The sequence below is a fragment of the Thermosynechococcus sp. NK55a genome (assembly GCF_000505665.1).
GTDB lineage: Bacteria > Cyanobacteriota > Cyanobacteriia > Thermosynechococcales > Thermosynechococcaceae > Thermosynechococcus.
On sequence record NC_023033.1, the window covers coordinates 2,426,481 to 2,447,988 of the forward strand.

General features: G+C 54.1%; 20 protein-coding genes and 1 tRNA gene. 8 read left to right on the top strand and 13 right to left on the bottom strand.

The window, feature by feature from the left end:
- Positions 1 to 75: 75 nt before the first annotated feature.
- Both NK55_RS11775 and NK55_RS11780 read right to left on the bottom strand, forming a co-directional pair.
- Positions 76 to 411, bottom strand: coding sequence for a hypothetical protein (locus tag NK55_RS11775; protein ID WP_024125921.1), 336 nt, complete (start codon positions 409 to 411; stop codon positions 76 to 78).
- A gap of 72 nt (positions 412 to 483) precedes the next feature.
- Positions 484 to 816: a hypothetical protein gene (locus tag NK55_RS11780; RefSeq protein ID WP_051372858.1), complete on the bottom strand. Its 333-nt coding sequence runs from the start codon at positions 814 to 816 to the stop codon at positions 484 to 486.
- A gap of 399 nt (positions 817 to 1,215) precedes the next feature.
- On the opposite strand from NK55_RS11780, the gene NK55_RS11785 reads away from it, so the two are divergent.
- On the top strand, positions 1,216 to 2,724 hold the full coding sequence (locus NK55_RS11785; RefSeq protein ID WP_024125923.1) for a pyruvate kinase: 1,509 nt from the start codon (positions 1,216 to 1,218) through the stop codon (positions 2,722 to 2,724).
- A gap of 8 nt (positions 2,725 to 2,732) precedes the next feature.
- Here NK55_RS11785 and NK55_RS11790 read toward each other — a convergent pair whose 3' ends face one another.
- From NK55_RS11790 to NK55_RS11815, 6 genes are all read right to left on the bottom strand, one after another.
- Complete coding sequence (locus NK55_RS11790) at positions 2,733 to 3,974, bottom strand: efflux RND transporter periplasmic adaptor subunit (protein WP_225871758.1); 1,242 nt, start codon at positions 3,972 to 3,974, stop codon at positions 2,733 to 2,735.
- Between the two features lie 37 nt (positions 3,975 to 4,011).
- Positions 4,012 to 4,947, bottom strand: a complete 936-nt coding sequence (locus tag NK55_RS11795) for a DNA polymerase III subunit delta' (RefSeq protein WP_024125925.1) — start codon at positions 4,945 to 4,947, stop codon at positions 4,012 to 4,014.
- Positions 4,944 to 7,667, bottom strand: a complete 2,724-nt coding sequence (locus tag NK55_RS11800; RefSeq protein WP_024125926.1) for a CBS domain-containing protein — start codon at positions 7,665 to 7,667, stop codon at positions 4,944 to 4,946. The genes NK55_RS11795 and NK55_RS11800 overlap by 4 nt, the downstream gene beginning before the upstream one ends.
- Positions 7,668 to 7,762: 95 nt before the next feature.
- Entirely contained in the window at positions 7,763 to 8,257 is a 495-nt protein-coding gene (locus tag NK55_RS11805; RefSeq protein ID WP_024125927.1) for an isoprenylcysteine carboxylmethyltransferase family protein, read from the bottom strand.
- Between the two features lie 59 nt (positions 8,258 to 8,316).
- A complete protein-coding gene (locus tag NK55_RS11810; RefSeq protein WP_024125928.1) occupies positions 8,317 to 8,850 on the bottom strand; it encodes a 4Fe-4S binding protein in 534 nt (177 codons plus the stop codon).
- Between the two features lie 137 nt (positions 8,851 to 8,987).
- On the bottom strand, positions 8,988 to 10,019 hold the full coding sequence (locus NK55_RS11815) for a D-alanine--D-alanine ligase family protein (RefSeq protein ID WP_024125929.1): 1,032 nt from the start codon (positions 10,017 to 10,019) through the stop codon (positions 8,988 to 8,990).
- A gap of 72 nt (positions 10,020 to 10,091) precedes the next feature.
- Here NK55_RS11815 and NK55_RS11820 point away from each other — a divergent pair, with 72 nt between their 5' ends.
- The 3 genes from NK55_RS11820 (at position 10,092) to atpC (ending at position 12,456) form a co-directional block, all read left to right on the top strand.
- Complete coding sequence (locus NK55_RS11820) at positions 10,092 to 10,286, top strand: DUF2862 domain-containing protein (RefSeq protein ID WP_024125930.1); 195 nt, start codon at positions 10,092 to 10,094, stop codon at positions 10,284 to 10,286.
- A gap of 238 nt (positions 10,287 to 10,524) precedes the next feature.
- Entirely contained in the window at positions 10,525 to 11,973 is a 1,449-nt protein-coding gene (gene atpD / locus NK55_RS11825; RefSeq protein ID WP_024125931.1) for a F0F1 ATP synthase subunit beta, read from the top strand.
- 66 nt (positions 11,974 to 12,039) lie between these two features.
- On the top strand, positions 12,040 to 12,456 hold the full coding sequence (gene atpC / locus NK55_RS11830) for an ATP synthase F1 subunit epsilon (protein WP_011056376.1): 417 nt from the start codon (positions 12,040 to 12,042) through the stop codon (positions 12,454 to 12,456).
- An 80-nt stretch (positions 12,457 to 12,536) separates the two neighbouring features.
- Here atpC and prfB read toward each other — a convergent pair.
- Positions 12,537 to 13,650, bottom strand: a protein-coding gene (gene prfB / locus NK55_RS11835; RefSeq protein ID WP_157869742.1) for a peptide chain release factor 2 whose coding sequence is annotated in 2 segments (ribosomal slippage) — positions 12,537 to 13,574 and positions 13,576 to 13,650 — 1,113 coding nt in all. Because the reading frame shifts where the segments join, the coding sequence is not laid out codon by codon here.
- A 190-nt stretch (positions 13,651 to 13,840) separates the two neighbouring features.
- Between prfB and ftsH4 the strand changes: the two genes are divergently transcribed.
- Entirely contained in the window at positions 13,841 to 15,700 is a 1,860-nt protein-coding gene (gene ftsH4, locus NK55_RS11845) for an ATP-dependent zinc metalloprotease FtsH (RefSeq protein WP_024125932.1), read from the top strand.
- Positions 15,701 to 15,931: 231 nt separating this feature from the next.
- Here the strand turns inward: ftsH4 and NK55_RS11850 are convergent, their stop codons facing one another.
- From NK55_RS11850 to NK55_RS11860, 3 genes are read right to left on the bottom strand one after another with little or no spacing between them, the layout of a single operon-like run.
- Complete coding sequence (locus tag NK55_RS11850; protein ID WP_024125933.1) at positions 15,932 to 17,398, bottom strand: TldD/PmbA family protein; 1,467 nt, start codon at positions 17,396 to 17,398, stop codon at positions 15,932 to 15,934.
- 51 nt (positions 17,399 to 17,449) lie between these two features.
- Entirely contained in the window at positions 17,450 to 17,755 is a 306-nt protein-coding gene (gene rplY, locus NK55_RS11855) for a 50S ribosomal protein L25 (RefSeq protein WP_024125934.1), read from the bottom strand.
- A gap of 14 nt (positions 17,756 to 17,769) precedes the next feature.
- Positions 17,770 to 19,113 (bottom strand): adenylosuccinate synthase, encoded by a 1,344-nt coding sequence (locus NK55_RS11860; RefSeq protein WP_024125935.1) that lies wholly within the window; start codon positions 19,111 to 19,113, stop codon positions 17,770 to 17,772.
- Positions 19,114 to 19,255: 142 nt separating this feature from the next.
- Here NK55_RS11860 and NK55_RS11865 point away from each other — a divergent pair.
- Both NK55_RS11865 and ruvA read left to right on the top strand, forming a co-directional pair.
- Positions 19,256 to 19,327 (top strand) — tRNA-Thr (locus tag NK55_RS11865).
- A gap of 41 nt (positions 19,328 to 19,368) precedes the next feature.
- Positions 19,369 to 20,001, top strand: coding sequence for a Holliday junction branch migration protein RuvA (gene ruvA / locus NK55_RS11870; protein WP_024125936.1), 633 nt, complete (start codon positions 19,369 to 19,371; stop codon positions 19,999 to 20,001).
- An 88-nt stretch (positions 20,002 to 20,089) separates the two neighbouring features.
- Here ruvA and NK55_RS11875 read toward each other — a convergent pair whose 3' ends face one another.
- Positions 20,090 to 20,902: a hypothetical protein gene (locus NK55_RS11875; RefSeq protein ID WP_024125937.1), complete on the bottom strand. Its 813-nt coding sequence runs from the start codon at positions 20,900 to 20,902 to the stop codon at positions 20,090 to 20,092.
- A gap of 289 nt (positions 20,903 to 21,191) precedes the next feature.
- On the opposite strand from NK55_RS11875, the gene NK55_RS11880 reads away from it, so the two are divergent.
- Positions 21,192 to 21,482, top strand: coding sequence for a YggT family protein (locus NK55_RS11880; RefSeq protein ID WP_024125938.1), 291 nt, complete (start codon positions 21,192 to 21,194; stop codon positions 21,480 to 21,482).
- The last annotated feature ends 26 nt before the right edge of the window (positions 21,483 to 21,508 follow it).

The following is a 21,508-nucleotide window of genomic DNA, read 5'->3' on the forward strand; positions in this document are numbered from 1 at the left end:
AGAATCTCTCCTAAAATTAATCTGAGGAATATTCTAGGGCTGGACGGGCAGTTTTGCAACTCTTTCGCAATAAGTTTAGCCTTTGCCGTACCACCACTGGCGATCGCTTGCAGCCAGCTCTACCCAATAGAGGGTTATGACCATCATGGTGTTTGTTTCAATGTGGCGTACCCAATAGCTGGGATGCCGTTTTGTAGCACTATCGAGGACAAGCCGCCGGCCAATGCGTCGCCAACTAGGTTCTTTGCTGCGCCAAGCAATACGACAACAGGGCCACGGTAACTGTTCCCGATCAAAAAGGCGACAACAGGCCCCCGCTACCTCATAGCTAAAGGAATAACCCGGACTGTAAAAACGCGTGCCGGTAGGCCAAAGGAGTGGGAATTCTCTGGTTGCGGAGGAGGCAATCAAGGAAATACACCAGGGTGCAGACCAGTTCTCCAATGTATCAGCAGAAATGTATCAGCAGATCAGGCATTGACCTTAGGGCTCTTGGGCTGCAATCAAGAGTGCACAGCAGCTAAAGCCGATGACAAGTGGAAACAAAGACTGCAGCCAGCCACTCAAGCCCGTGGTGACTAGAGCGATCGCCAGTGCCAACATCTGTAGGCGTCGTTGCTGCGGTGAGAGGGCAACCGGCAGTTCAATGAATTGCAACCCCTCCGTGGGCAAGGGTAGGGGCATCACTCCCCCCGGCGGAAATGCCCAATACTGGTACTGCTCAATGAACAGATCGGTCCAGCCGTGTTCTTGGCACCAGGCCACTGCGGACTGATAGGAGTATTTGAGTAGCTGCAACGAAGGATGACGATCCATAGGGGCACTGGTAAGGGCAAGACAATCAACATCTCTATTGAGAACATAACAGAACTAGGAAATCTGTTTGGAAGGCTTGTAGTAACTCTTAATCCTTTTGCTTGGAAGAAAATTAAGATTCCCCAAATGAAGTCGGCAGATATGCAGATATACTGAAAGATAGAGTTGTCCCAGAAAGGAATACGGTTCATACACACCTGATCGTTCCTGATCCTTGCAGCCCATTACGTAAAGAAATGTTTATTTATGTTTTGCAGTGAGGGGTGTTGTTAAGCCGTTAATTCATGGTTGTCAACGATGATTAAATTTTTCCCAAATCCCTATGAAATCTTGATTTGCCGTGAATCTAACCCCATCATCAAATCCCTTAAAAATTTAAAAATTATCTAGGAGGCGGTCATGTTGCTGGAGGTGCCAACTGTACCCATTTCACCTGCTGCCTTGCTCGATAGCCTGTTAGAACTGCGGCAGGAAATTACTAAAGAGGGGGAAGCCCGTTTTCAAGAGTGGCAATCAAAAATTAAGCGATCCGAATTTATACCTAGTGCGCGCAATCTTGCCTACTATTTGGCCTTGCGCTGGCGGGATCTACGGGCAATGCAAATGGCCTTAATGCCTTGGGGGTTATCGTCCTTAGGACGGATTGAGTCACGGGTGCTCCCCAATTTGGATGCGGTGATCAATACCTTGGGTGCCCTTTGTCGTGCCCATGAGTCACTGCCGCCGCGCCCACCCCTTGATGCTTTTTTTGCGGGCGATCGCCAACTGCGCCGCCAAACGGCGGAACTCTTTGGCCCAATTCGTGGCAAACGCCATGTGCGGATTATGGTGACACTCCCCACCGAAGCGGCCACTGACCGGCAATGGAGTATTACGCTCCTGCGCAAGGGAATGAACTGTGCTCGCATCAACTGTGCCCATGATGACCCTGCTACTTGGGAAGCGATGATTGAGCATCTGCGCGCGGCAAGTCACATTACGGGTCAACCCTGCAAAGTTCTCATGGACTTGGGGGGACCGAAACCCCGCATTGCTGCGACTTGGCCGGCAACGGTGCGCGTCCACGGTGGCGATCGCCTGCGACTGACAACGGAAATTTGCCCTGATGGCGGCCAGATACCGCAATTCACCTGCTCCTTGCCAGAAATTTTGCCCCAATTAGAGGTGGGGCAGCGGGTTTGGATTGATGATGGCCACATTGGCGGTCGCATTGTCAGCAAAGATGCCCAAGGGGTAGAACTCACCATTACCCACTGCAAGGAAGGGCAGCGGCTGAAGGTGGCCAAGGGCTTGAACTTCCCCGACAGTGATTTGCGCCTGTCTCCTTTGACCGACAGCGATCGCGAGCATCTTGCCTTTGCTTGCCGCTATGCTGACATCATTGGCTACTCCTACGTTCAGTCCGCTGAGGATATTGCCCTACTGCAACGGGAACTGGCGCATTGTGGTGGCGATCGCGCCGACCAGATGGGCATCATTGCCAAAATTGAGACCCCGAAAGCGATTCGAGCACTGCCAGAAATGATCATTCAAGCGGCGGGTCGACAACCCTTTGGTGTCATGATTGCCCGGGGCGATCTCGCTGTTGAAATTGGCTACCAACGCTTGGCGGAAATGCAGGAGGAAATCCTCTGGATCTGTGAAGCGGCCCATGTTCCTGTGGTGTGGGCCACCCAAGTCCTTGAAAACTTAGTCAAAAAAGGCGTGCCCTCCCGTGCCGAAATCACCGATGCAGCCATGGCGGAGCGAGCGGAGTGTGTCATGCTCAACAAAGGTCCCTATGTAGGGTTAGCAGTGGATATTCTCGACGATGTCCTTGCCCGCATGGAAGCGCACCAGCAGAAGAAAACACCGCAACTACGGGCACTGCACTCGTGGCACCCCTACGAGACCATTGGGCGCCCATAAACCTGTGATTACCCCTTAGAGAAAATGCTGGGGCGAATTTTATCCCCGTCCCGCAGGGGGCGACTTGCGCGGACAACATAGCGATCGCCGGCCTTGAGGCCACTGAGGATTTCCACTTGACCCTGCCGCCGTTGGCCAAGGGTGACCTGCCGCTCCTGCACGCGATCGCCAACCACCACAAAGACGCTCCCCTGCCGTGAGGAGAGTTGCCCCTCCTCAAAGCCACCGAGGGCGGATTGGGGAATCATTAAGCGCGGCGCATTCGCTCCTTGGAAAGCCACCCGTGCCAGTAAACCACTGCCCAAGCGTTCATCGGCATTGTCAATCACCACTTCCACAGGAATCAGACGGGCAGCGGCAGCGGCAGGTGAAATTCGGGTAATCCGTCCTTCGTAGGTGCGATTGGGCACGGCATCAAAGGTGACTGTCGCCCGTTGGCCGGGGGCTAATCTAGCCAATTCCCGTTCTGAGACTTCCACGACAACCTTGAGTTGGCGAATATCGCCAAGGCGGAGAACTTCCCCCCCCGGTTGCAGTAGGTTGCCCACTTCCGTGAGTCGCTCTAGCACCACGCCATTGAGGGGCGATCGCAGGAGAGCTTGATTCAACCGTGCTCGTGCCTGTTGGACAAGGGCGGTTTGGGCCTGTACCCGACCCTGGGCAACGGCCACTCCCTGTTGAGCTGTCACCACCTCTGCTTCGCGGGAACGTAGTACCTGCCGTGCTGTTTGCGCCGTTGTGCGTGCCTGTTCTGCTGCTTGTGCTGAGACGGCGCCATCCCGCAGCAGGGCTTCCAGGCGGCGGGCATCGCTTTCTGCCTGGTGGAGGGTAAGACGGGCTTCTTCGACAGCCGTGCGGGCACGATTGACGGCGGCTTGGGCTTGGATCACTTCGTTGCGGCGGGCAGCCAGTTCTGCTTCTGCTTGAAAGACGGCGTTTTTCAGGACAACGGGATCCACCGCCGCCAGCAGTTGCCCCGGTTGCACGCGATCGCCCACATCCACGCCTAGTCGAATCACTTGACCTTCCACCTGCGATCGCACCATCACTTCACGGTAGGGGCGAGTGGTGCCCGTGAGGGTTGTATCGGCCTCTAACTGGGCCAAGCGTGCCACAGCCACATCGACAGCCACTCCGTCACGTTCTGGACGCGCAACCGCTGGCGATTCTAAGCGACCCATGGCCGACTGGCATCCCCCCAAGAGCACCGCGATCGCGATCGCCCCCAGCCATTGTTGCTTCGCCATCATCTGCCTGATCATCTTGCCAACTGCTGCCGATAGCCTATCACACTGTCCCCAACTGCATCAGTAACACCTCCCAGGCAAGCCGAGGTTGAACGTACTGCTGCAAATACTGACGGGCACGCTCCAATTGCTGAAGCACCAGAACACACCGAGGGAAGTCTCTTCGCTGCCAAATTTGCTGCTGCATTAGACTGAGGAGCCAGAGCTGCCGTTCCACATCGAGGGATTGAGTAATCTCCCGTGCCAATTCCAAAGCCGTTTGCAGAGGTAGGGGGACAGTCAACTGTTCACCGAGGTGGCGAAACGCCTCAGGAATCTCTTGCCATGTTTGCCACGCCTGCAGAATTGCCCCCGGAGACCCTGCTCCCAAGTCCAGGAGGGCGGGAGTGACCTGATGCCAAAAGTCAGGGGGGGCCACCTGTCGCAGCACCTGTTCGACCTCCTGACGACTCAGGGGATAGAAGGGAATTTTCTGACAGCGGGAAACAATCGTATTCAAGAGTGCCGACGGGCTAGGGGCAATCAGAATCAAGGTGGCCTGCCCCGGTTCTTCGAGGGTTTTCAGCAGGGCATTGGCGGCGGCTTCGTTCATGGTTTCAGCCTGGGTCAAGACCACTAGCGATCGCGGCGCGCGCATGGGTGGTTGGCTGAGGTGACGACTCAGTTGGCGAATTTGCTCTAGACGAATCTGGGGGGCACTGCGGGGAATCTCCTTGTCAGCCGCCAGCAGTTGGCGACGGGTGTAGAGTGTTCCTTGGACACTGTAGGTGGGCTCCATCCAGAGGACGTCGGGGTGGTTGCTAAGATCCCTGGCCTCATTGAGAATTGCTTGTAGAAAACAGCGGGCAGTGAGGGCACGGCCTACCCCTTCGGGTCCAACAAAGAGATAGGCGGGGGCAATGTGCCGGCGATCGAGGGCATGGATCAGGAGTTGAATGGCGGTTGGTTGACCAATGACGGGACGAAACCAATTCATGGCTTGGGGAAATGGGCTTCAACATAGGCAATGGCACTGGAGCGATCGCTGATAAGGCCATCGAGCATCGCCGATCGCAGGGCAAGGAGAATTTGCCGCAACTGCGGTCCACGGCGGTAACCCAACTGTTGCAGATCATGGCCATTCAAGGGCGGCTTTTGCAGGCGCCACTGCCAGAGATACTCCCGCAGTAGGGTGACCTCTGCTAGGGCTGCTGCACTGCCCTCTGCTTGCAACACCGCTGCCAACAGCACAATCAGCGGTAGGGGGTGGCTCTCCAAAAACCTCCAGTGGTGGCTGCGCTGTGGCGTTGTCTGCCGCAACGTCTGCCATTCCTGCTGGAATTGAGGAAAAGTATCGAGCCACTCACAGAGGGGCTCCCCCAGTTGGAGTTGACGCGCGATCGCCCCCGCTGTGGGCACGGTCACAATTAAGGCCAAAAGTTCTAGCTCCCACAGGGGAAAGGTTTGCCACTGCCGCCGCTCAGGAATCTCTGGCCACCACTTCCAAACCAACTGCAAGCGCCCCTTGGCCGCCTCATCAAAGGTGACTTGGCGATCCAAACACTCAAGGGCACGCAACTCGGCGAGTAGCGTCAAGGCCCGCTCACCGCCAAAGTGCTCGTTTGGAGCAAGGGGCAGTTCAAGGATGTGGCGCAGTTCGTTGCGCAGTCGACTTTGTAGGGAAGGCCGTTTTGAGGTGGGGCGATCGCGGGTGGCAAAGACACCGCTGGTGAGGGCATATTCAATGTACTGGCGGGTTTGCGGCTCCAACTCAAATCCCAAACGTACAGCAAAACGCACAGCTCGAAAAATGCGCGTTGGGTCTTCAATAAAACTATTGGGGTGGAGAACCCGAATCAGTCCCCGCTCTAAATCCTCCTGCCCACCAAAAAAATCCAGAACCTCCCCGTGGCGCGGTGGGGTAAGGCGCATGGCGAGGGCGTTGATGGTAAAGTCGCGGCGGTAGAGATCTTGGCGAATCGAACTGGCGGCCACTTCTGGATGCGCGGCCGGATAGGGATAAAACTCACTGCGGGCAGTGGCAATATCCACGGCAAACCCCGCTAAAGCTGATGCCTTCGGCCAATGGAGTGTTGCCGTTTGAAACTGACCGTAAATCTGTAAATCGGTTTCTGGGTAAAGCGCATGGAGTGCTTGCGCCAAATGCACCCCAGCGGCCTCCTCCTGCTGTACCCCATCTACCACCAAGTCAAATTCCCGTGTGGGTAAATGGTGATTCCCCTGGGCAATCGCCAAGAGCAGATCTCGCACCGCGCCGCCCACGAGGTACAGTTGCCAGCCACGCTCCCTGGCGATCGCTGCCGCCCGCTGTAGCAGTGTCCACAGTTGCTCCGGCAGCCGCTGTTGCAGTGCCTCGTAAAGGTTTAGGGTTGGCAGCGGGCACACTGTTTCCCGGTTGCGGTTGAGGGCATAGAGGTGGCGTAGGACATCGGTACGAGTGACAATCCCGACGAGGTCGCCTTGATCATTCACCACTGGTAACCGCCCAATATCGTACTGCACCATTAGGGCTTGAATCTCCGGCAGCGGTGTGGTGGGGGAAATGGTGCGCACCGGCGCTTTCATATAGCCTTTGACCGGGGCATGGGCAAATCCATGGTGCAGGGCCACATCCAAATCCCGCCGTGAAATAATCCCCTGAAGTTCTCCTTCGGCACTCACCACCGACAGACCAGAGTGGCCATAGCGCAGCAAGACGCGGTGGGCATCGGCAATGGGGGTTTCTGGACGGACTGTGCGTACCGGCGAAGACATGAGTTCGGCAGCGGTGGGAGGATGGGGAATCTGTTCCCTAAGGCGAGTAAATAGTTCCTGGAGCATTGCCTCTGGCGCCTCTGTGGTCACCGTCACAGCTGCGGCTTGGGCATGACCACCGCCGCCCAGGGGAGCAAGCAAATGTGCAACATTGACGTTGGGAATGTGACTGCGGGCAATAATGGCGAGATGATGTTGGCGATAGGAGTGCCCAAGGAGAATGGCATCGCACTCACTGAGATCCGCCAATTGGGTGATGAACCGTGAGAGGCCAGGGAGATACTCCGCCGTATGTAGCAATACCCAGCCCAGCCGATAGCCCTGATGAACCACTTGCTGGAGATTGGCCCAGGCCTGCCGCAGTAACGGCTGTAAATTTTCGCTCAAACCTTCCGCGCAATAGGCGGCGATCGCCCGCTGATTTGCCCCTTGGCTCAACAGCCATGCTAAGGCCTGCACATCCCGCACCGTGGTTTGCTCAAAGGTTAGGGAACCCGTATCGGCGTGAATCCCTAGGGCCAGGACAGTCGCTTCTGTAGGCGTCAGGCTAATCTCTGCCGCCTGCAACTGTTCGCAAACAATGGTGCTGGTGGCTCCAACAGGTTCTAACCATTGCTGCTGCGAGACAATGTCCCCCCTCATCTCCAAATGGTGATCGTACAGACCAATTTGTACTTGGGGTTGATCCAGCCATCCTGCCGCTTGCCCCAACTGGCGACGCCACTGCGTATCCACCACCCAAATCTGCCGCAATTGGCTGGGGTCAACGGCCCTTGCTTCAATGAGAGGGTATTCATCGCGATGGTAGGCCAAAAACTCCCCCACCTTAGGATGGGTACCCCCCGTCAAGACAATTTTCGTCCCCGGATGAAGGCGCGTCAGACCAACGGCTGCCCCAAGGGTGTCAAAATCAGCAATTTGATGACAAAGAACAACATTCATCAGAACTTCCGCAAGGGGGCACTAGCGACAGTTGTGAGCTGGCACTACCCTGTATCCAGTCTGCGGCAAGTTGTGTTCAAGCAAAAGGATAAAAATTAGTAGAGAAAAGGAATCAGTTTTTTCACCGACTGCCGATAGGTTGAGTAATCCTTAAACTTTGTCGATAGCCACTGTTCCTCTTGAGCCGCCTTGCGGTCAAAGAAAATAAACAGGGCGATCGCCCCCAGACCATGGGAAAGGCTCATTTGCCAGACGCCATAGGCCAACGCTAAAAAAATCACACTGCTATAGATGGGATGGCGCACCCAAGCATAAACCCCCGTCGTCACTAACTGACTCTCCTCCTTCGGATGGGGTAAGGGCGTCAAGCTGTTCCCTAGGTGAAACACGCCAGCAATACCTAGGCCAAGGCCAATCAGCCCCAAGCCAAGGGTCAGACCTAGACGCACTGCAAAAGGTGGGCGAGCCATTTGTACCACCGGCAAGAGAATAAAGCCAATACTGAGCACGGTTTGCCCAAGCACCCAAAACTCTCCCCGCTGGTTGCGCCACCAGTCTTTGCTGAAGCCCCACTCTTGCAGTTTATTCACCTTGGTTACCGCTCTCCGTGGATATTTCAAATTGTAGCGATCCTGTAGCGATCGCAGGGTTACTCCACAGGGGGCAATAATTTTGTGGCTTTAGCAGCGGCTTTTTTCGCCTTTGTTTGGCCACTTCCCAGTTTGCCGAGGGATTCTTGGAGCGTTCCCATCGGACAAATCGCACACCACGCCCGCTGATTAAAGATCACCCCCAAGAGAATGGCAACAATGGAGGTAACGACGCACATATTGACAAAGAGACCACCCACGGCCATCCAGTTGCCCCATGCCAACGTCATGCGAATGGCAAAAACGGTCATGATGAAGCTAAACACAGCCCAACGAAAACTCTGTTTTTTGAAGAGTTTGGGATAGGGACGGTGGGGACTAAAGTGATAGAGGACAATGTCTAGGAAGGCGCCACGCGGGCAGAGGTTACCACACCAATAGCGGCTCCGAAAATAGGCCAGCACAGGAATTCCCAGCATCATTGCCAGCATCAGGTACCCCAACCACGGATACCAGAGGCCACCGATCGCAATTAAGAAAAAGAGCCAAATGGTTGCCCACTGACTAGGCTTGCCCCTCAGTGATCGCTTCATAGGATGGCTACCATACAGTTTTATATGCTTATATGAATATAAGGTTATTTAGAAGAAAAAGTCAAGGCCCAGATGCCGTGCCTTCATGACTCTTTAATGTTCTTTACGTTATGTTCTTTACGGTGTTAGGCCAGTAGCTATGCGTGCCGCTCTAGGGCCAATTGCACCAAACGATGGACCAATTCTGGGAAAGACACGCCACTGGCCGCCCACAGTTGCGGGTACATGCTCAGGGCGGTAAACCCCGGCAGCGTATTCACTTCATTGATCAAGACTTCCCCAGTGCTTGGTACATAGAAAAAATCAAAGCGAGCTAAGCCAGCGGCATCGAGGGCCTGAAAGGCTTGCAGGGACATGCTGCGAATTTGCTCACTCACCGCCGGGGGAATCTCCGCAGGGATATGGAGCTGAGCGCGGCCATCGGTGTATTTGGTTTCGTAGTCGTAAAACTCACTGCTGTAGGTAATCTCCCCCACCACTGAGGCTTGGAGTTTATCATTGCCGAGCACAGCACACTCGAGCTCACGGGCAACCACAGCCGCTTCCACAATAATGCGGCGATCCAGTTCGGCAGCGGCCTCAAGGGCCGTTGTCAGTTGTTGGCGATTTTTGGCTTTGGAGATGCCCACCGAGGAGCCAAGGTTGGCGGGCTTAACAAAGCAGGGATAGCCCAATTCGGTTTCAATGCGATCGCACAAATGATTGTAACGACAGGGATCTGACCACAGGTCACTGCGCTGAAGTGCCACATAGCGCACTTGGGGTAAGCCGATTGCCCCAAAGACTGTTTTCATCAGAATTTTGTCCATACCAATGGCAGAGGCAGCTACCCCTGACCCCACATAGGGGCGCTGCATCAATTCCAAGAGTCCCTGAATCGTTCCATCTTCCCCATTGGGGCCATGGACAATGGGAAACCAGACATCAATGGTGTCAACCACGGCTGGAAACTGCCACAGGGAACTCTCTGATGCCGTGCCTTCAGGGATGCCAATCCGCTCTGTGTGCCGCCAGCGACCATCTTTTTGGATGTAGATGGGAATCACCTCATAGCGATCGTGATTGTCCCCCGCGGCAAAGGCTTGGGCGATCGCTGCCGCCGAGACTACCGAAACTTCATGCTCCCGTGAGCGACCTCCAAACAATAGCCCAACCCGCAGACGACCCATAGGACAAACCCGTGTGAATGTGACGGTTTCTTGGTACGATTTTCAAGGATTATACAAAGTTTGGGAGTTGCTATGGACGTGGGGCAAAAAGTGCGCGTCTGTCGAATTCGCGATCGCGTCGCCCAAGACATTATTCAAAAACTTGGCCAAGTGGGTCAAATTACTGGTTTTAAAATGACCGACGGCAGTGGGGTTGGCGTCGTTGTCACCTTTGACGATCGCTCCAGCACTTGGTTTTTTGAGGATGAAGTTGAACTCGTTGGCTAAGTCCTGCCCTGCCGCCTTTTTCACAGCAACTGAGCTGGGTCCATAGGGCCTTAGGTTGGCTCTCCCACAGGATCCCACTGAATCCGATAGAAAAAGGTTGCATTAGTGGTACGTTGTATTGTGGTGCGCTTGCACCAAAAGCTGCATTCCACTTTCAGTCTTGATCGCTGTGCCCCCTAGGGAGCGATCGCCCCTTGAAAAACGCAAATGAATTTACCTAGACAGTAGGCAAACGTCCATGGTCATATCAGCAGAACGAACCAATGTAGGCTTTATCACTCAGGTCATTGGACCGGTCGTTGACATTGAATTTCCCAGCGGCAAAATGCCCTCCATTTACAATGCCCTGCGGATTCAAGGCAAAAACGAGGCCGGCTTAGACGTCGCGGTAACCTGCGAAGTGCAACAGCTCCTTGGCGATAACCGCGTCCGTGCCGTTGCTATGAGCAGCACCGATGGCTTAGTGCGGGGGATGGAAGTCGTAGATACTGGCGCCCCCATCAGCGTGCCCGTGGGGACAGCCACCCTTGGTCGCATTTTCAACGTGCTGGGTGAACCCGTGGACGAAAAAGGTGCTGTCAATGCCACCGAAACCCTGCCCATTCACCGGCCTGCCCCCAGCTTTACGCAACTGGAAACTAAGCCCTCGGTATTTGAAACGGGCATCAAGGTGATTGACCTGCTCACGCCCTATCGCCGTGGCGGCAAAATTGGCCTCTTTGGCGGTGCTGGCGTCGGCAAAACCGTGATCATGATGGAGCTCATCAACAATATTGCCACCCAGCATGGTGGGGTCTCGGTGTTTGCTGGTGTGGGCGAACGTACCCGCGAAGGCAATGACCTCTACAACGAAATGATTGAATCGGGAGTTATTGATAAAGACGATCCCAGTAAGTCCAAAATCGCCCTGGTCTATGGTCAAATGAATGAACCCCCCGGGGCACGGATGCGCGTCGGGCTGTCGGGGCTGACAATGGCTGAATACTTCCGCGATGTCAACAAGCAGGATGTGCTGCTGTTTATTGATAACATCTTCCGTTTTGTCCAAGCCGGTTCTGAGGTGTCGGCGCTTCTCGGTCGCATGCCCTCGGCGGTGGGATACCAGCCCACCCTTGGTACGGATGTGGGCGCTCTGCAAGAACGGATTACCTCAACCACCGAAGGTTCGATTACCTCGATTCAAGCAGTCTATGTGCCGGCGGATGACTTGACCGACCCTGCTCCTGCAACGACCTTTGCTCACTTGGATGGGACAACGGTGCTCTCCCGTAGTCTAGCTGCAAAAGGGATTTACCCCGCCGTGGATCCCCTTGGCTCCACCTCCAATATGTTGCAGCCGGACATTGTGGGTGAAGAGCACTATCAAACGGCACGGGCAGTCCAAGCCACCCTCCAGCGCTACAAAGAGCTTCAGGACATTATCGCTATTTTGGGTCTTGATGAACTCTCTGAGGAAGACCGCCTGACGGTGGCACGGGCACGCAAAATTGAGCGCTTCTTGTCTCAGCCCTTCTTTGTGGCAGAAGTGTTTACCGGTGCCCCCGGCAAATACGTCACCCTCGAAGAAACCATCAAAGGTTTCCAGATGATCCTCAGCGGTGAGCTGGATGATCTGCCAGAGCAAGCCTTCTACATGGTGGGCAACATCGAAGAAGCCAAAGCTAAGGCTGAAAAACTGAAAGCCTAGGTGAGTACATGTCAATAGCGGGTGGGGTAGCCCACCCGTTCCTTCTTGAGTGACAAGGAATACATTATGGTGATGACTGTTCGGGTAATTGCGCCTGATAAAACTGTTTGGGATGCCCCTGCCGAGGAAGTGATTTTGCCTAGCACAACGGGCCAGTTGGGCATTCTCTCAAATCATGCCCCCCTCTTAACTGCTTTGGAAACGGGTGTCATGCGGGTGCGTCAAGACCGCGAATGGGTGGCGATCGCTCTGATGGGGGGTTTTGCCGAAGTTGAAAACAACGAAGTGACAATTCTCGTCAACGGTGCTGAGCGCGGGGACACAATTGACCTCGAAAAAGCCAAAGCTGAGTTTGCCGCAGCACAGGCCGCCCTCGCTCAAGCCGAACAGGGGGAATCCAAACAGGCTAAAATTCAAGCCACCCAAGCCTTTCGTCGTGCCCGTGCTCGCCTGCAGGCCGCAGGGGGCGTGGTCGAGATTTAGTTTTTTCTAATTTTTTCTCATTTGATTCTCATTTGATGAAGTTCAAGACCTCCCCAACGGCTGACGGGGAGGTTTTTTATTTAGCTGGCCTCCGCCGTTTGCTGCCGCAGGTAGGCGTGGATAAAAGGATCAAGGTCACCATCCATCACATCTTGAATGGCTGTCGTTTCCACCTCTGTGCGCAGGTCCTTGACCAGTTGATAGGGGTGGAAGACATAGTTGCGAATTTGGTTGCCCCAAGCCGCCTCAACAACATCGCCACGAATATCGGCAATTTCCTTGGCCTTTTGCTCTTGGGCAATCACCAATAGTTTCGCCTTGAGAATGGCAAGGGCTTTTTCCTTATTTTGCAGTTGCGATCGCTCCTGCGTGCAGCGGACGGCCAAGCCCGTTGGTTTATGGACAATGCGCACTGCCGTTTCCACCTTGTTCACGTTTTGCCCTCCCTTGCCACCACTGCGGGAAGTGGTAATTTCTAAATCGCTTTCGGGAATCTCAACCGTAACGGATTGATCCAGTTCAGGCATCACATCCACACCGGCGAAGCTAGTTTGTCGTTTGCCATTGGCATTGAAGGGAGAAATGCGCACCAGCCGATGGGTACCCTTTTCAGAACGCAGATAGCCATAGGCGTAGCGACCGCGAATTTCCAAGGTTGCCGACTTAATGCCCGCCTCCTCCCCTTCTGAAAGTTCTGCCAGATGGGTTTGGTAACCGTGGCGCTCCGCCCAGCGGGTGTACATCCGCAGCAACATTTCTGCCCAATCCTGGGCATCGGTACCCCCCGCCCCAGCATTGATTGTGAGAATGGCGTTGTTTTTGTCGTAGGGGCCACTGAGGAGTTGTTCTAGTTCCCAACGACTTAACTGGGTGTCTAACTCCCTAAGCAGCGTGGTTGCCTCTGTCACCAACCCTTCATCCGGTTCTAACTCCAGTAGTTCCAGGGCTGTTTCCACGTGTTCAATTGCTTTTTGCCACTGTTGGAGCTGGCTGAGGGTCTCCTTGGCTTCAGTGAGTTGTTGCAGCGTGGCTTGGGCTGTGGCCTGATCATTCCAGAGATCTGGCTGAGCGGCGGTGTGCTCAAGGTCATGAATCTTGGCCTTCAGTGCCGCTGGGTCAAAGATAGTCCTGGGTCTGACCCAGGCGATCGCGCAACAGGGAAAAATCGCGTTTGAGTGTGCTTAAATCAGTCATTTTGGGATGCAAAGAATGGGAATTCTATTGATATTTTACCAAAGCAGATCTACTGCAAATGCTGCTGCTATTGGCTGTGTCTAGGGCAGTTGAGGACGCCTAGGCAATAAATGTTAAAAGTTTCGCCCTTGCCCTAGGTCCCCTGCAAGTGTCACCATAATCCCTAGGTGAACTCTGGGGAAGCTAACCCATGGCCATCAAAAACTCGCCCGAAGTCCCGCGCAATCGTTGGATTGGCAATGCCTTACTCTTCCTCGGTTTGGGGTTTTTGCTCCTGAATATCTTCTTTCCCCAACTCTTTGCACCGCGCCCGCCCCAGGTTCCCTACAGTATGTTTATCCATCAGGTGCAAGAGGGGGAAGTGGCTCGCGTCTATCTAGGCCAAAATGAGATTCTCTATCAACTGAAGCCCGAAGGGAATAAACCACCCCAAGTTTTAGCAACCACTCCGATCTTTGATCTCGAGTTACCCAAGCGCCTCGAGGAAAAGGGAGTGGAATTTGCGGCTGCGCCGCCCCCCCGCAATAGCTGGTTGTTGAATATCTTGGGTTGGGTCATTCCGCCGATTGTTTTTGTCTTGATCCTTCAGTTCTTTGCCAGTCGCCAAGTAGGCGGTGGTCCCCAAGGGGTCCTCTCCATCAGTAAAAGTCGGGCCAAGGTCTATGTGGAGGGAGCAAACACCGGCATTCGCTTTGAGGATGTGGCTGGGGTTGAAGAAGCCAAAGCAGAACTGGTCGAGATTGTGGATTTCCTAAAAAATCCCCAACGCTATATCCAAATTGGGGCCCGCATTCCCAAGGGGGTGCTGCTGGTGGGGCCGCCGGGAACCGGCAAAACCCTGCTGGCCAAGGCCGTTGCTGGCGAAGCTAATGTACCCTTCTTCTCCATTTCGGGCTCGGAGTTTGTCGAGTTATTTGTGGGTGTCGGCTCTGCCCGGGTGCGGGATCTCTTTGAGCAGGCGAAAAAGCAAGCCCCCTGTATTGTCTTTATTGATGAATTGGATGCCATTGGTAAGTCCCGTTCCAGTGCCGGCTTCTATGGTGGCAATGATGAACGGGAGCAAACCCTGAACCAACTGCTCACGGAAATGGATGGCTTTGATGCTACGGGGGCAACGGTGATTGTCCTTGCTGCAACCAACCGCCCAGAAACCCTTGATCCGGCATTGCTGCGCCCCGGCCGCTTTGATCGTCAAGTCTTAGTGGATCGCCCCGATTTGAGTGGTCGTGAAGCTATTTTGAAAATCCATGCCAAAAAGGTGAAACTGGCCCCTGAGGTGGATCTGCACGCGATCGCTGCCCGCACACCGGGGTTTGCCGGTGCTGATTTGGCCAACTTAGTCAACGAAGCAGCTCTACTAGCGGCTCGTAATCAGCGGGAAATGGTGACCCAGCAGGACTTTGCCGAAGCCATTGAACGCATTGTGGCGGGTCTTGAGAAGAAAAGCCGCGTCCTCAACGACAAAGAGAAGAAAATTGTTGCTTACCACGAAGTCGGTCATGCCCTTGTGGGCTGTGCGCTGCCGGGCAGTGGTCGGGTAGAAAAGATTTCCATTGTACCCCGCGGCATGGCGGCGCTTGGTTATACGTTGCAGTTGCCGACGGAGGATCGCTTCCTCCTTGATGAGCAGGAACTGCGCGCCCAAATTGCCACGTTGTTGGGGGGGCGATCGGCAGAGGAGATTGTCTTTGGCACCATCACTACTGGAGCCGCCAATGATCTGCAACGGGCAACAGATTTGGCAGAGCGGATGGTGCGCAGCTACGGCATGAGCAAGGTTCTTGGCCCCCTTGCCTTTGAGCAACAACAGTCGAGCTTTTTGACAAATAATGGCATGATGCTACGGGCAGTGAGTGAGGAAACCGCTCAAGCCATTGATCGCGAAGTCAAAGAAATTGTTGAGTCAGCTCATCAACAGGCGCTCAGTATTCTTAAGGAAAACCGTGATCTTCTCGAAGCGATCGCCCAAAAACTCCTCGAAAAAGAAGTGATTGAGGGTGAAGAACTTCACGACCTACTGGCTCAAGTGAAAACCCCCGCCGCTGCCTGAGCAAGAGGGCTGCAAAAACCCAAAAAAAGACCAGCGAATTACTGGTCATTCAGTCCAATGTTTTTGTCTCAGAGGAGAAGTTAAGGCGTACACAAAACGTGAGGACGATCCGAAAGCGGCACTGCCTTAGCTTCCCTTCTTCTTTCTATGATAATGTAGCCAGAGTCACAAAAATTCACATATAAAATCTTTAGGTATTTCTACTCAAACCCATAACTGCAGGTAATTGGTTTAGCGGCCACCCACGGTAATGGCATCCACTTTGATGTGGGGTTGACCCACGGTGACGTAGATACTACCGCTAATCGAGCCACAGAAACCAGGGGCAAGGGCAAGATCGTTGGCAGACATGGAAATCCGCTGCATGATTTCTTTGGCTTCGCCAATCAGTGTGGCTCCTTTGAGGGGGTGTTTGATTTGGCCATTTTCAATCCAGTAGGCCTCCTCAACAGCAAAGTTAAATTGACCCGTGGCACCGACGCTGCCGCCCCCCATGCGTTTACAGTAAATACCGCGATCAACGGAGGCAATCAGATCCTCTACAGTGTACTTGCCAGGAGCAATGTAGGTGTTGCGCATCCGCGAAGCGGCAGCATAGGTATAGCTTTGACGTCGGCCACTACCGGTGCGGGGGTGTCCTGTGCGCATTGAACCTGCGCGATCGCTCAGAAAATTCTTGAGGATGCCATTTTCAATCAGTAATGTGCGCTGCGTTGGCATTCCTTCATCGTCCATATCAATACTGCCAAAGGCACCGCTGGTAATTCCCTCATCCCAAGCGGTCAAGTTTTCATGGGCAATTTTTTCACCTTTTTTATCGGCAAAGGGGGTCGTCCCCCGTTCAATTTGAGTGGTTTCCAAGAGATGACCACAGGCTTCATGGAAGATCACGCCCCCAAATTGGTTGGCCATGATCACTGGGTAAGTGCCCGATTCCACGTAGTTGGCATAGAGCATTTTGCCCGCCGCTTCGGCAACGGTATCGGCTAAGGTGGTGTAGTCCCACTGGCGCAAAAAGTCTGGATTACTGGTATCGCCATTGCGCTCACCAATGGAAGCGCGGTGCTCGCCATCAGCACAGAGCACAGAGCCCACTGCCGACTGAGTGAGGCGAATGTCCCGAGCAAAGGTACCATCACTGGCGGCCACCATCACCTCTTGCCAATCGCGAAAATAACTGAGGCGACGGGATTGCAGATGTTGGGTTTTCTGGCGCAGGCGATCGCTGCCTGCTAGGAGAATATCGGCCACCTCAGCAATGGAACTACAGGTGGCCAGCCAGCTTTCCTTCTGGCCTTGGGCATAGTCCCGCAGCAGTTCAAGGTGAATTTCAGGTACATAGGCTTGGGGACTGGGTAAGAGCAACCCCATTAAGCCCAGGGCCTTTTCGAGGGCAGTGCGCAGCCCGTTGAAGCTGAGGTCATTGGTGCTCACGTAGCAGTCACGAGTACCCCGAAAAACACGAATACCCGCCCCTAAGCTCAAGCGCGGAGAAACACTCGTCAGGCGATCCTCCTCGACAAGGGTACTGAGGTAATGACTGCGCTCAAGGAAAATCTCAACAAAATCAGCGCCAGCCGCTCGTCCAAGGCCAAGGAGTGTGGCAAGGGGAGCTTCCCAAGAGCCATCAAAGCGATCGCCTTCGGGGGAATAGCTAAGGTGGGCAAGATCCGCAGAACGAAGTAGCGTGGCTGGCATTGTTAACAATCACTTAACATATCCCCACTATAGCAAATTCCCCCTCGCAGCCTAGTTTTCAGCTTTGGCTAAAAAGGAGAGGTGGTAGAGGGTATCCTTGGCGGGGTGGGCTTGCACCTCTTGGAGTACCACCGTTCCCTGCCACGGCAGATCCGGGATCGAAAGCTGAATCGGAGTTTTCTGGGGACGGGCATCCCGCACCAACAATTCGGCGGCACGGGTATCCACCACCAGGGAAATCGAAGACTCGATGGTAGGGCCGTAGAGGACGGCAGGGATTTTGCCATTACGCCGCAGGGCATTGGGCTTGGCATCAGCAGGGCGTAGTTGCCCCTCAATCACTAAGGAACGAGACATCGCTGCAACTCCAATTAAGATAAAATCGGGTGGACTTGGGTGCCATCATCCTTGAGGAGTGCCCGTTTGGGGCCATGGATCGGATCCTCAACAATGATGGTTTGGCTGCGCTCTGCCCCCAGCGAAACAATGGCAATGGGAACAGACATAATTTCAGCCAAAAACTTAAGATAGTTCAATGCTGCCTTGGGCAGATCATCAAGGGAGCGACAATGACGGGTAGATTGCTGCCACCCGGGTAGGGTTTCATAGATGGGACGGCAGCGGGCAAATTTCAGGGCATTGCTGGGGAAATGTTCGCACCGCTCACCGTCAATATCGTAGGCCACACAAACTTTGATCTCTGGCAATTCATCCAAGACATCGAGCTTGGTAATTGCTAAGCAATCTAGACCATTAATGCGCACAGCGTAGCGGCCAATCACAGCATCAAACCAGCCACAGCGGCGCCGCCGTCCGGTTGTGGTACCGAATTCCGCACCGCGATCGCCCAAGAGTTCTCCCACCTCATCCAACAGTTCCGTTGGAAAAGGCCCTTCACCGACCCGCGTGGTATAGGCCTTGGCGACTCCAATGACGCGGTCAATCATCGTCGGACCAATGCCAGCTCCAACACAGGCACCCCCGGCCACAGGGTTTGAGGAGGTGACGTAGGGATACGTGCCGTGATCAAGGTCTAAGAGGGTACCTTGGGCCCCTTCAAAGAGAATGTTGCGCCGACGGCGGATGGCATCATCGAGGATGAGGGAACCGTCGACAATGTGCGATCGCAGCCGCTCACCGTAGGCAGAGTATTCTTCAATGATTGGCTGCGGTTCGAGGGGAGCCAGTCCGTAGAGCTTTTCGAGGATCAAATTCTTTTGGGCGATCGCCCACTCCAGCTTGGCAGCCAATTGATCCCGATCCAGCAGGTCCAGCATGCGGATCCCTGTCCGCTCCGATTTATCGGCATAGGTCGGGCCAATGCCACGTCCCGTGGTACCAATGCGCCGCGAGCCCCGCCGTTCCTCAGCAGCAATATCCAACTGGCGATGGTAGGGCATCGTCACATGGGCTGTTTCTGCAATCAGCAAATTCTCAGTGCTGACCCCCAACTGTTCCAGTTGTTCGAGTTCTTCAAGGAGCACCTTGGGATCCACCACCGTTCCTGCCCCAATGATGCACTGGGTATCGGGGTAGAGAATCCCTGACGGAATTAGGTGCAATTTCAGGGTCTGGTCTTTGACAACAATGGTGTGACCTGCATTGACCCCCCCCTGATAGCGGACTACCACATCGGCAGACTTACTCAGGAGATCGGTGATTTTACCCTTGCCTTCATCGCCCCACTGGGCACCAACAACGACGACGTTTGCCAAGTGATTTTCTTAACTCGTTAATTAACACAATCGTCTATTGTAACCCCTGCAGCAGATGCACACAAGCGCGCGATCGCAAAAATTTTCCCAGTGTCCTGCCCGTCCTAGGGGCGATCGTGCTACCATAAAAGATGCTTTGCATGCCGATGTAGCTCAGTGGTAGAGCACTCGATTCGTAATCGAGCGGTCATGAGTTCGAATCTCATCATCGGCTTGGTTAAGCTGTTTACAGCCGTCTGCCCGCGGGAACATACTGTGTTTGCCTACCTCAGAGGAACCGTTGTCGGCCATCAAGTGGAGGGTGGTCATCGTTCTGCCCTGATCCTAGAGGTGAATGGAGTCGGCTATCGCCTACTAGTGACGTCTCATCTTTTGCGGCAATACCCGCCGAGTGCTGAGGTGGTGCAGATTTTTACCCACCTCAGTATCCGTGAAGATCAGCTGCTCCTCTATGGCTTTGCCTCGGCAGCCGAGCGAGATCTCTTTCTCCGTTTGATCCGTGTCAATGGGGTTGGGCCGCAGATGGCACTATCGCTGCTGGATACACTACCCTTGCCAGAGCTTGTCCAAGCGATTGTTAGTGGCAATACTCGGCGTCTCAGCCGCGCACCGGGGGTGGGTCATAAAACCGCTGAGCGCATTGCCTTGGAACTCAAAGCTGCCCTGAGTGCTTGGCGACAGGAAACGGGATTGGCAACGACTCCCTCTGGCCTACCCACAGAGGCGATTCGTGAAGAACTGGAGTTAACGCTCTTGGCCTTGGGCTATAGCGATCGCGAGATTGAAGCCGCCCTCACTGCCGTCGGGCAAACGACCACCCTCCCTAAGAATAGTGATCCAGAGGCATGGCTACGGGAGGCAATTGCATGGCTAAGTGCCAATACATAGCTATTGCTGAGCCAATACCCCCCTTTAAACTAGCTGTAAAAAAGGGGGCAAGCAGCCCCCTATGAGTTGAATGAAAGATATTAATTTCCTAGGAAAACATGGGCAGGTGAGAATAGAGGGCTGCCCACAGGGGACTCCAAGGCCCAAGGTTGAGTACTAGAGCCGCAATCGCCACGGTGCTGCTGAGCCATGTCAGCCATTGGGAGTAGAGATTTGCCCCTTCCTTGCGTGTTTGCAGGTGTTCAACGGTTTGCTGAAGCTGCTCGACTTCTTGGTGGAGACCGGCAATTTCATGGTGTAACCCCTCAATTTCACAATCGCGATCGCTCACCGTGGCCTGGCAAGCCGCCAGCTCTGCTTCTTTTTCGCGGCAGGTGGCTTCCATTGTGGTTAAAGAAGCAATTAATCTCGACCTTTCACTGGCATATTCCTCTTCAAGGCTGCTGCTGCGCTGGTAGGCGGTTTCTAGCTCTTGGCGATAGCGATCGCAATTGTCCCGCAGGGCTTCGTTTTCCGCTTGGCTACTGTTGAGGGCATTCGTCAATTCTGCCACCTGCTGGCGATAGTCACTGACTTGAGTTTGCAGTTGCTGTTGCTGGTCCTCTAGCTCTTGACAGCGGTTTTGCAGCCATTCCACCTCTGAGCGCAATTGCTCAATTTCTTGGCGCTGGCGATCCCGCTCCTGTTCACTGCGGGTGACCCATTCCTTGAGCCCTTCGATACGCTGGGCCTGTTCGCCAACAATTCTGTGCAGGCGATCGCACTCTTCTTTCAAACGTTGGACAGAACCCTTGTACTGCCGCTGTACCCAAGCCCGCAAAAACGATAGGCCGGAGATGGTAAATCCAATCAGGGCATAGGTGCCCACCAGTGTATGACCCGTGGCCGACATCTGTAACATATTGAACCCCTGAACTTTAGTTGAATGTCAACGAAAAGCCGCAATTCAGAATATAGCCCTTTTCCCAAGGATGGAACCCGCCCAAAACAGCCAAAGCCGCTGTCGGACAGGTCTTTGTCTTTTTATCCTTTGGCGATCGCTCCCCTAGGCAGGCGCAGGGCGATAACTTTTGGGAATAAATGCAGAAACTTCTACTTCCTAGTCTAGCGAGGGAAAATGACTGCTGGGGTTAGCTTCTTGATAGCATTGGTAGAATAAGAATGCACTGGAATTTGCAAGGGGAAGACCAATGACTGAGGCAGCTGTATTGCCTATTCTGTTGATGGGGATTGCGAACTTTTTGCAGATCTACTTAATTATTCTGCTGATTCGCGTACTTCTGTCGTGGTTTCCTAATATCAACTGGTACAATTCGCCCTTCTCAATTCTGAGTCAGTTAACAGATCCTTACCTGAATATCTTTCGCGGTCTGATTCCTCCCATCGGGGGTCTTGACTTTTCGCCAATCATTGCCTTCTTCCTCTTGCAGTTTATCGTTCAACTGTTGGCGGGGTTCTCCAGTAGCGCCACGTTCTTTTAAACCACTTTCGGCTCATGAGGGTACAA

Excerpts from the sequence above, each read along its gene's own strand:
- NK55_RS11780 (WP_051372858.1), bottom strand. The coding sequence starts at position 816 with ATGGATCGTCATCCTTCGTTGCAGCTACTCAAATACTCCTATCAGTCC.
- NK55_RS11785 (WP_024125923.1), top strand. The coding sequence starts at position 1,216 with ATGTTGCTGGAGGTGCCAACTGTACCCATTTCACCTGCTGCCTTGCTC.
- NK55_RS11790 (WP_225871758.1), bottom strand. The coding sequence starts at position 3,974 with ATGATGGCGAAGCAACAATGGCTGGGGGCGATCGCGATCGCGGTGCTC.
- NK55_RS11795 (WP_024125925.1), bottom strand. The coding sequence starts at position 4,947 with ATGAATTGGTTTCGTCCCGTCATTGGTCAACCAACCGCCATTCAACTC.
- NK55_RS11800 (WP_024125926.1), bottom strand. The coding sequence starts at position 7,667 with ATGAATGTTGTTCTTTGTCATCAAATTGCTGATTTTGACACCCTTGGG.
- NK55_RS11810 (WP_024125928.1), bottom strand. The coding sequence starts at position 8,850 with ATGAAGCGATCACTGAGGGGCAAGCCTAGTCAGTGGGCAACCATTTGG.
- NK55_RS11815 (WP_024125929.1), bottom strand. The coding sequence starts at position 10,019 with ATGGGTCGTCTGCGGGTTGGGCTATTGTTTGGAGGTCGCTCACGGGAG.
- NK55_RS11820 (WP_024125930.1), top strand. The coding sequence starts at position 10,092 with ATGGACGTGGGGCAAAAAGTGCGCGTCTGTCGAATTCGCGATCGCGTC.
- atpD (WP_024125931.1), top strand. The coding sequence starts at position 10,525 with ATGGTCATATCAGCAGAACGAACCAATGTAGGCTTTATCACTCAGGTC.
- atpC (WP_011056376.1), top strand. The coding sequence starts at position 12,040 with ATGGTGATGACTGTTCGGGTAATTGCGCCTGATAAAACTGTTTGGGAT.
- ftsH4 (WP_024125932.1), top strand. The coding sequence starts at position 13,841 with ATGGCCATCAAAAACTCGCCCGAAGTCCCGCGCAATCGTTGGATTGGC.
- NK55_RS11850 (WP_024125933.1), bottom strand. The coding sequence starts at position 17,398 with ATGCCAGCCACGCTACTTCGTTCTGCGGATCTTGCCCACCTTAGCTAT.
- rplY (WP_024125934.1), bottom strand. The coding sequence starts at position 17,755 with ATGTCTCGTTCCTTAGTGATTGAGGGGCAACTACGCCCTGCTGATGCC.
- NK55_RS11875 (WP_024125937.1), bottom strand. The coding sequence starts at position 20,902 with ATGTTACAGATGTCGGCCACGGGTCATACACTGGTGGGCACCTATGCC.
- NK55_RS11880 (WP_024125938.1), top strand. The coding sequence starts at position 21,192 with ATGACTGAGGCAGCTGTATTGCCTATTCTGTTGATGGGGATTGCGAAC.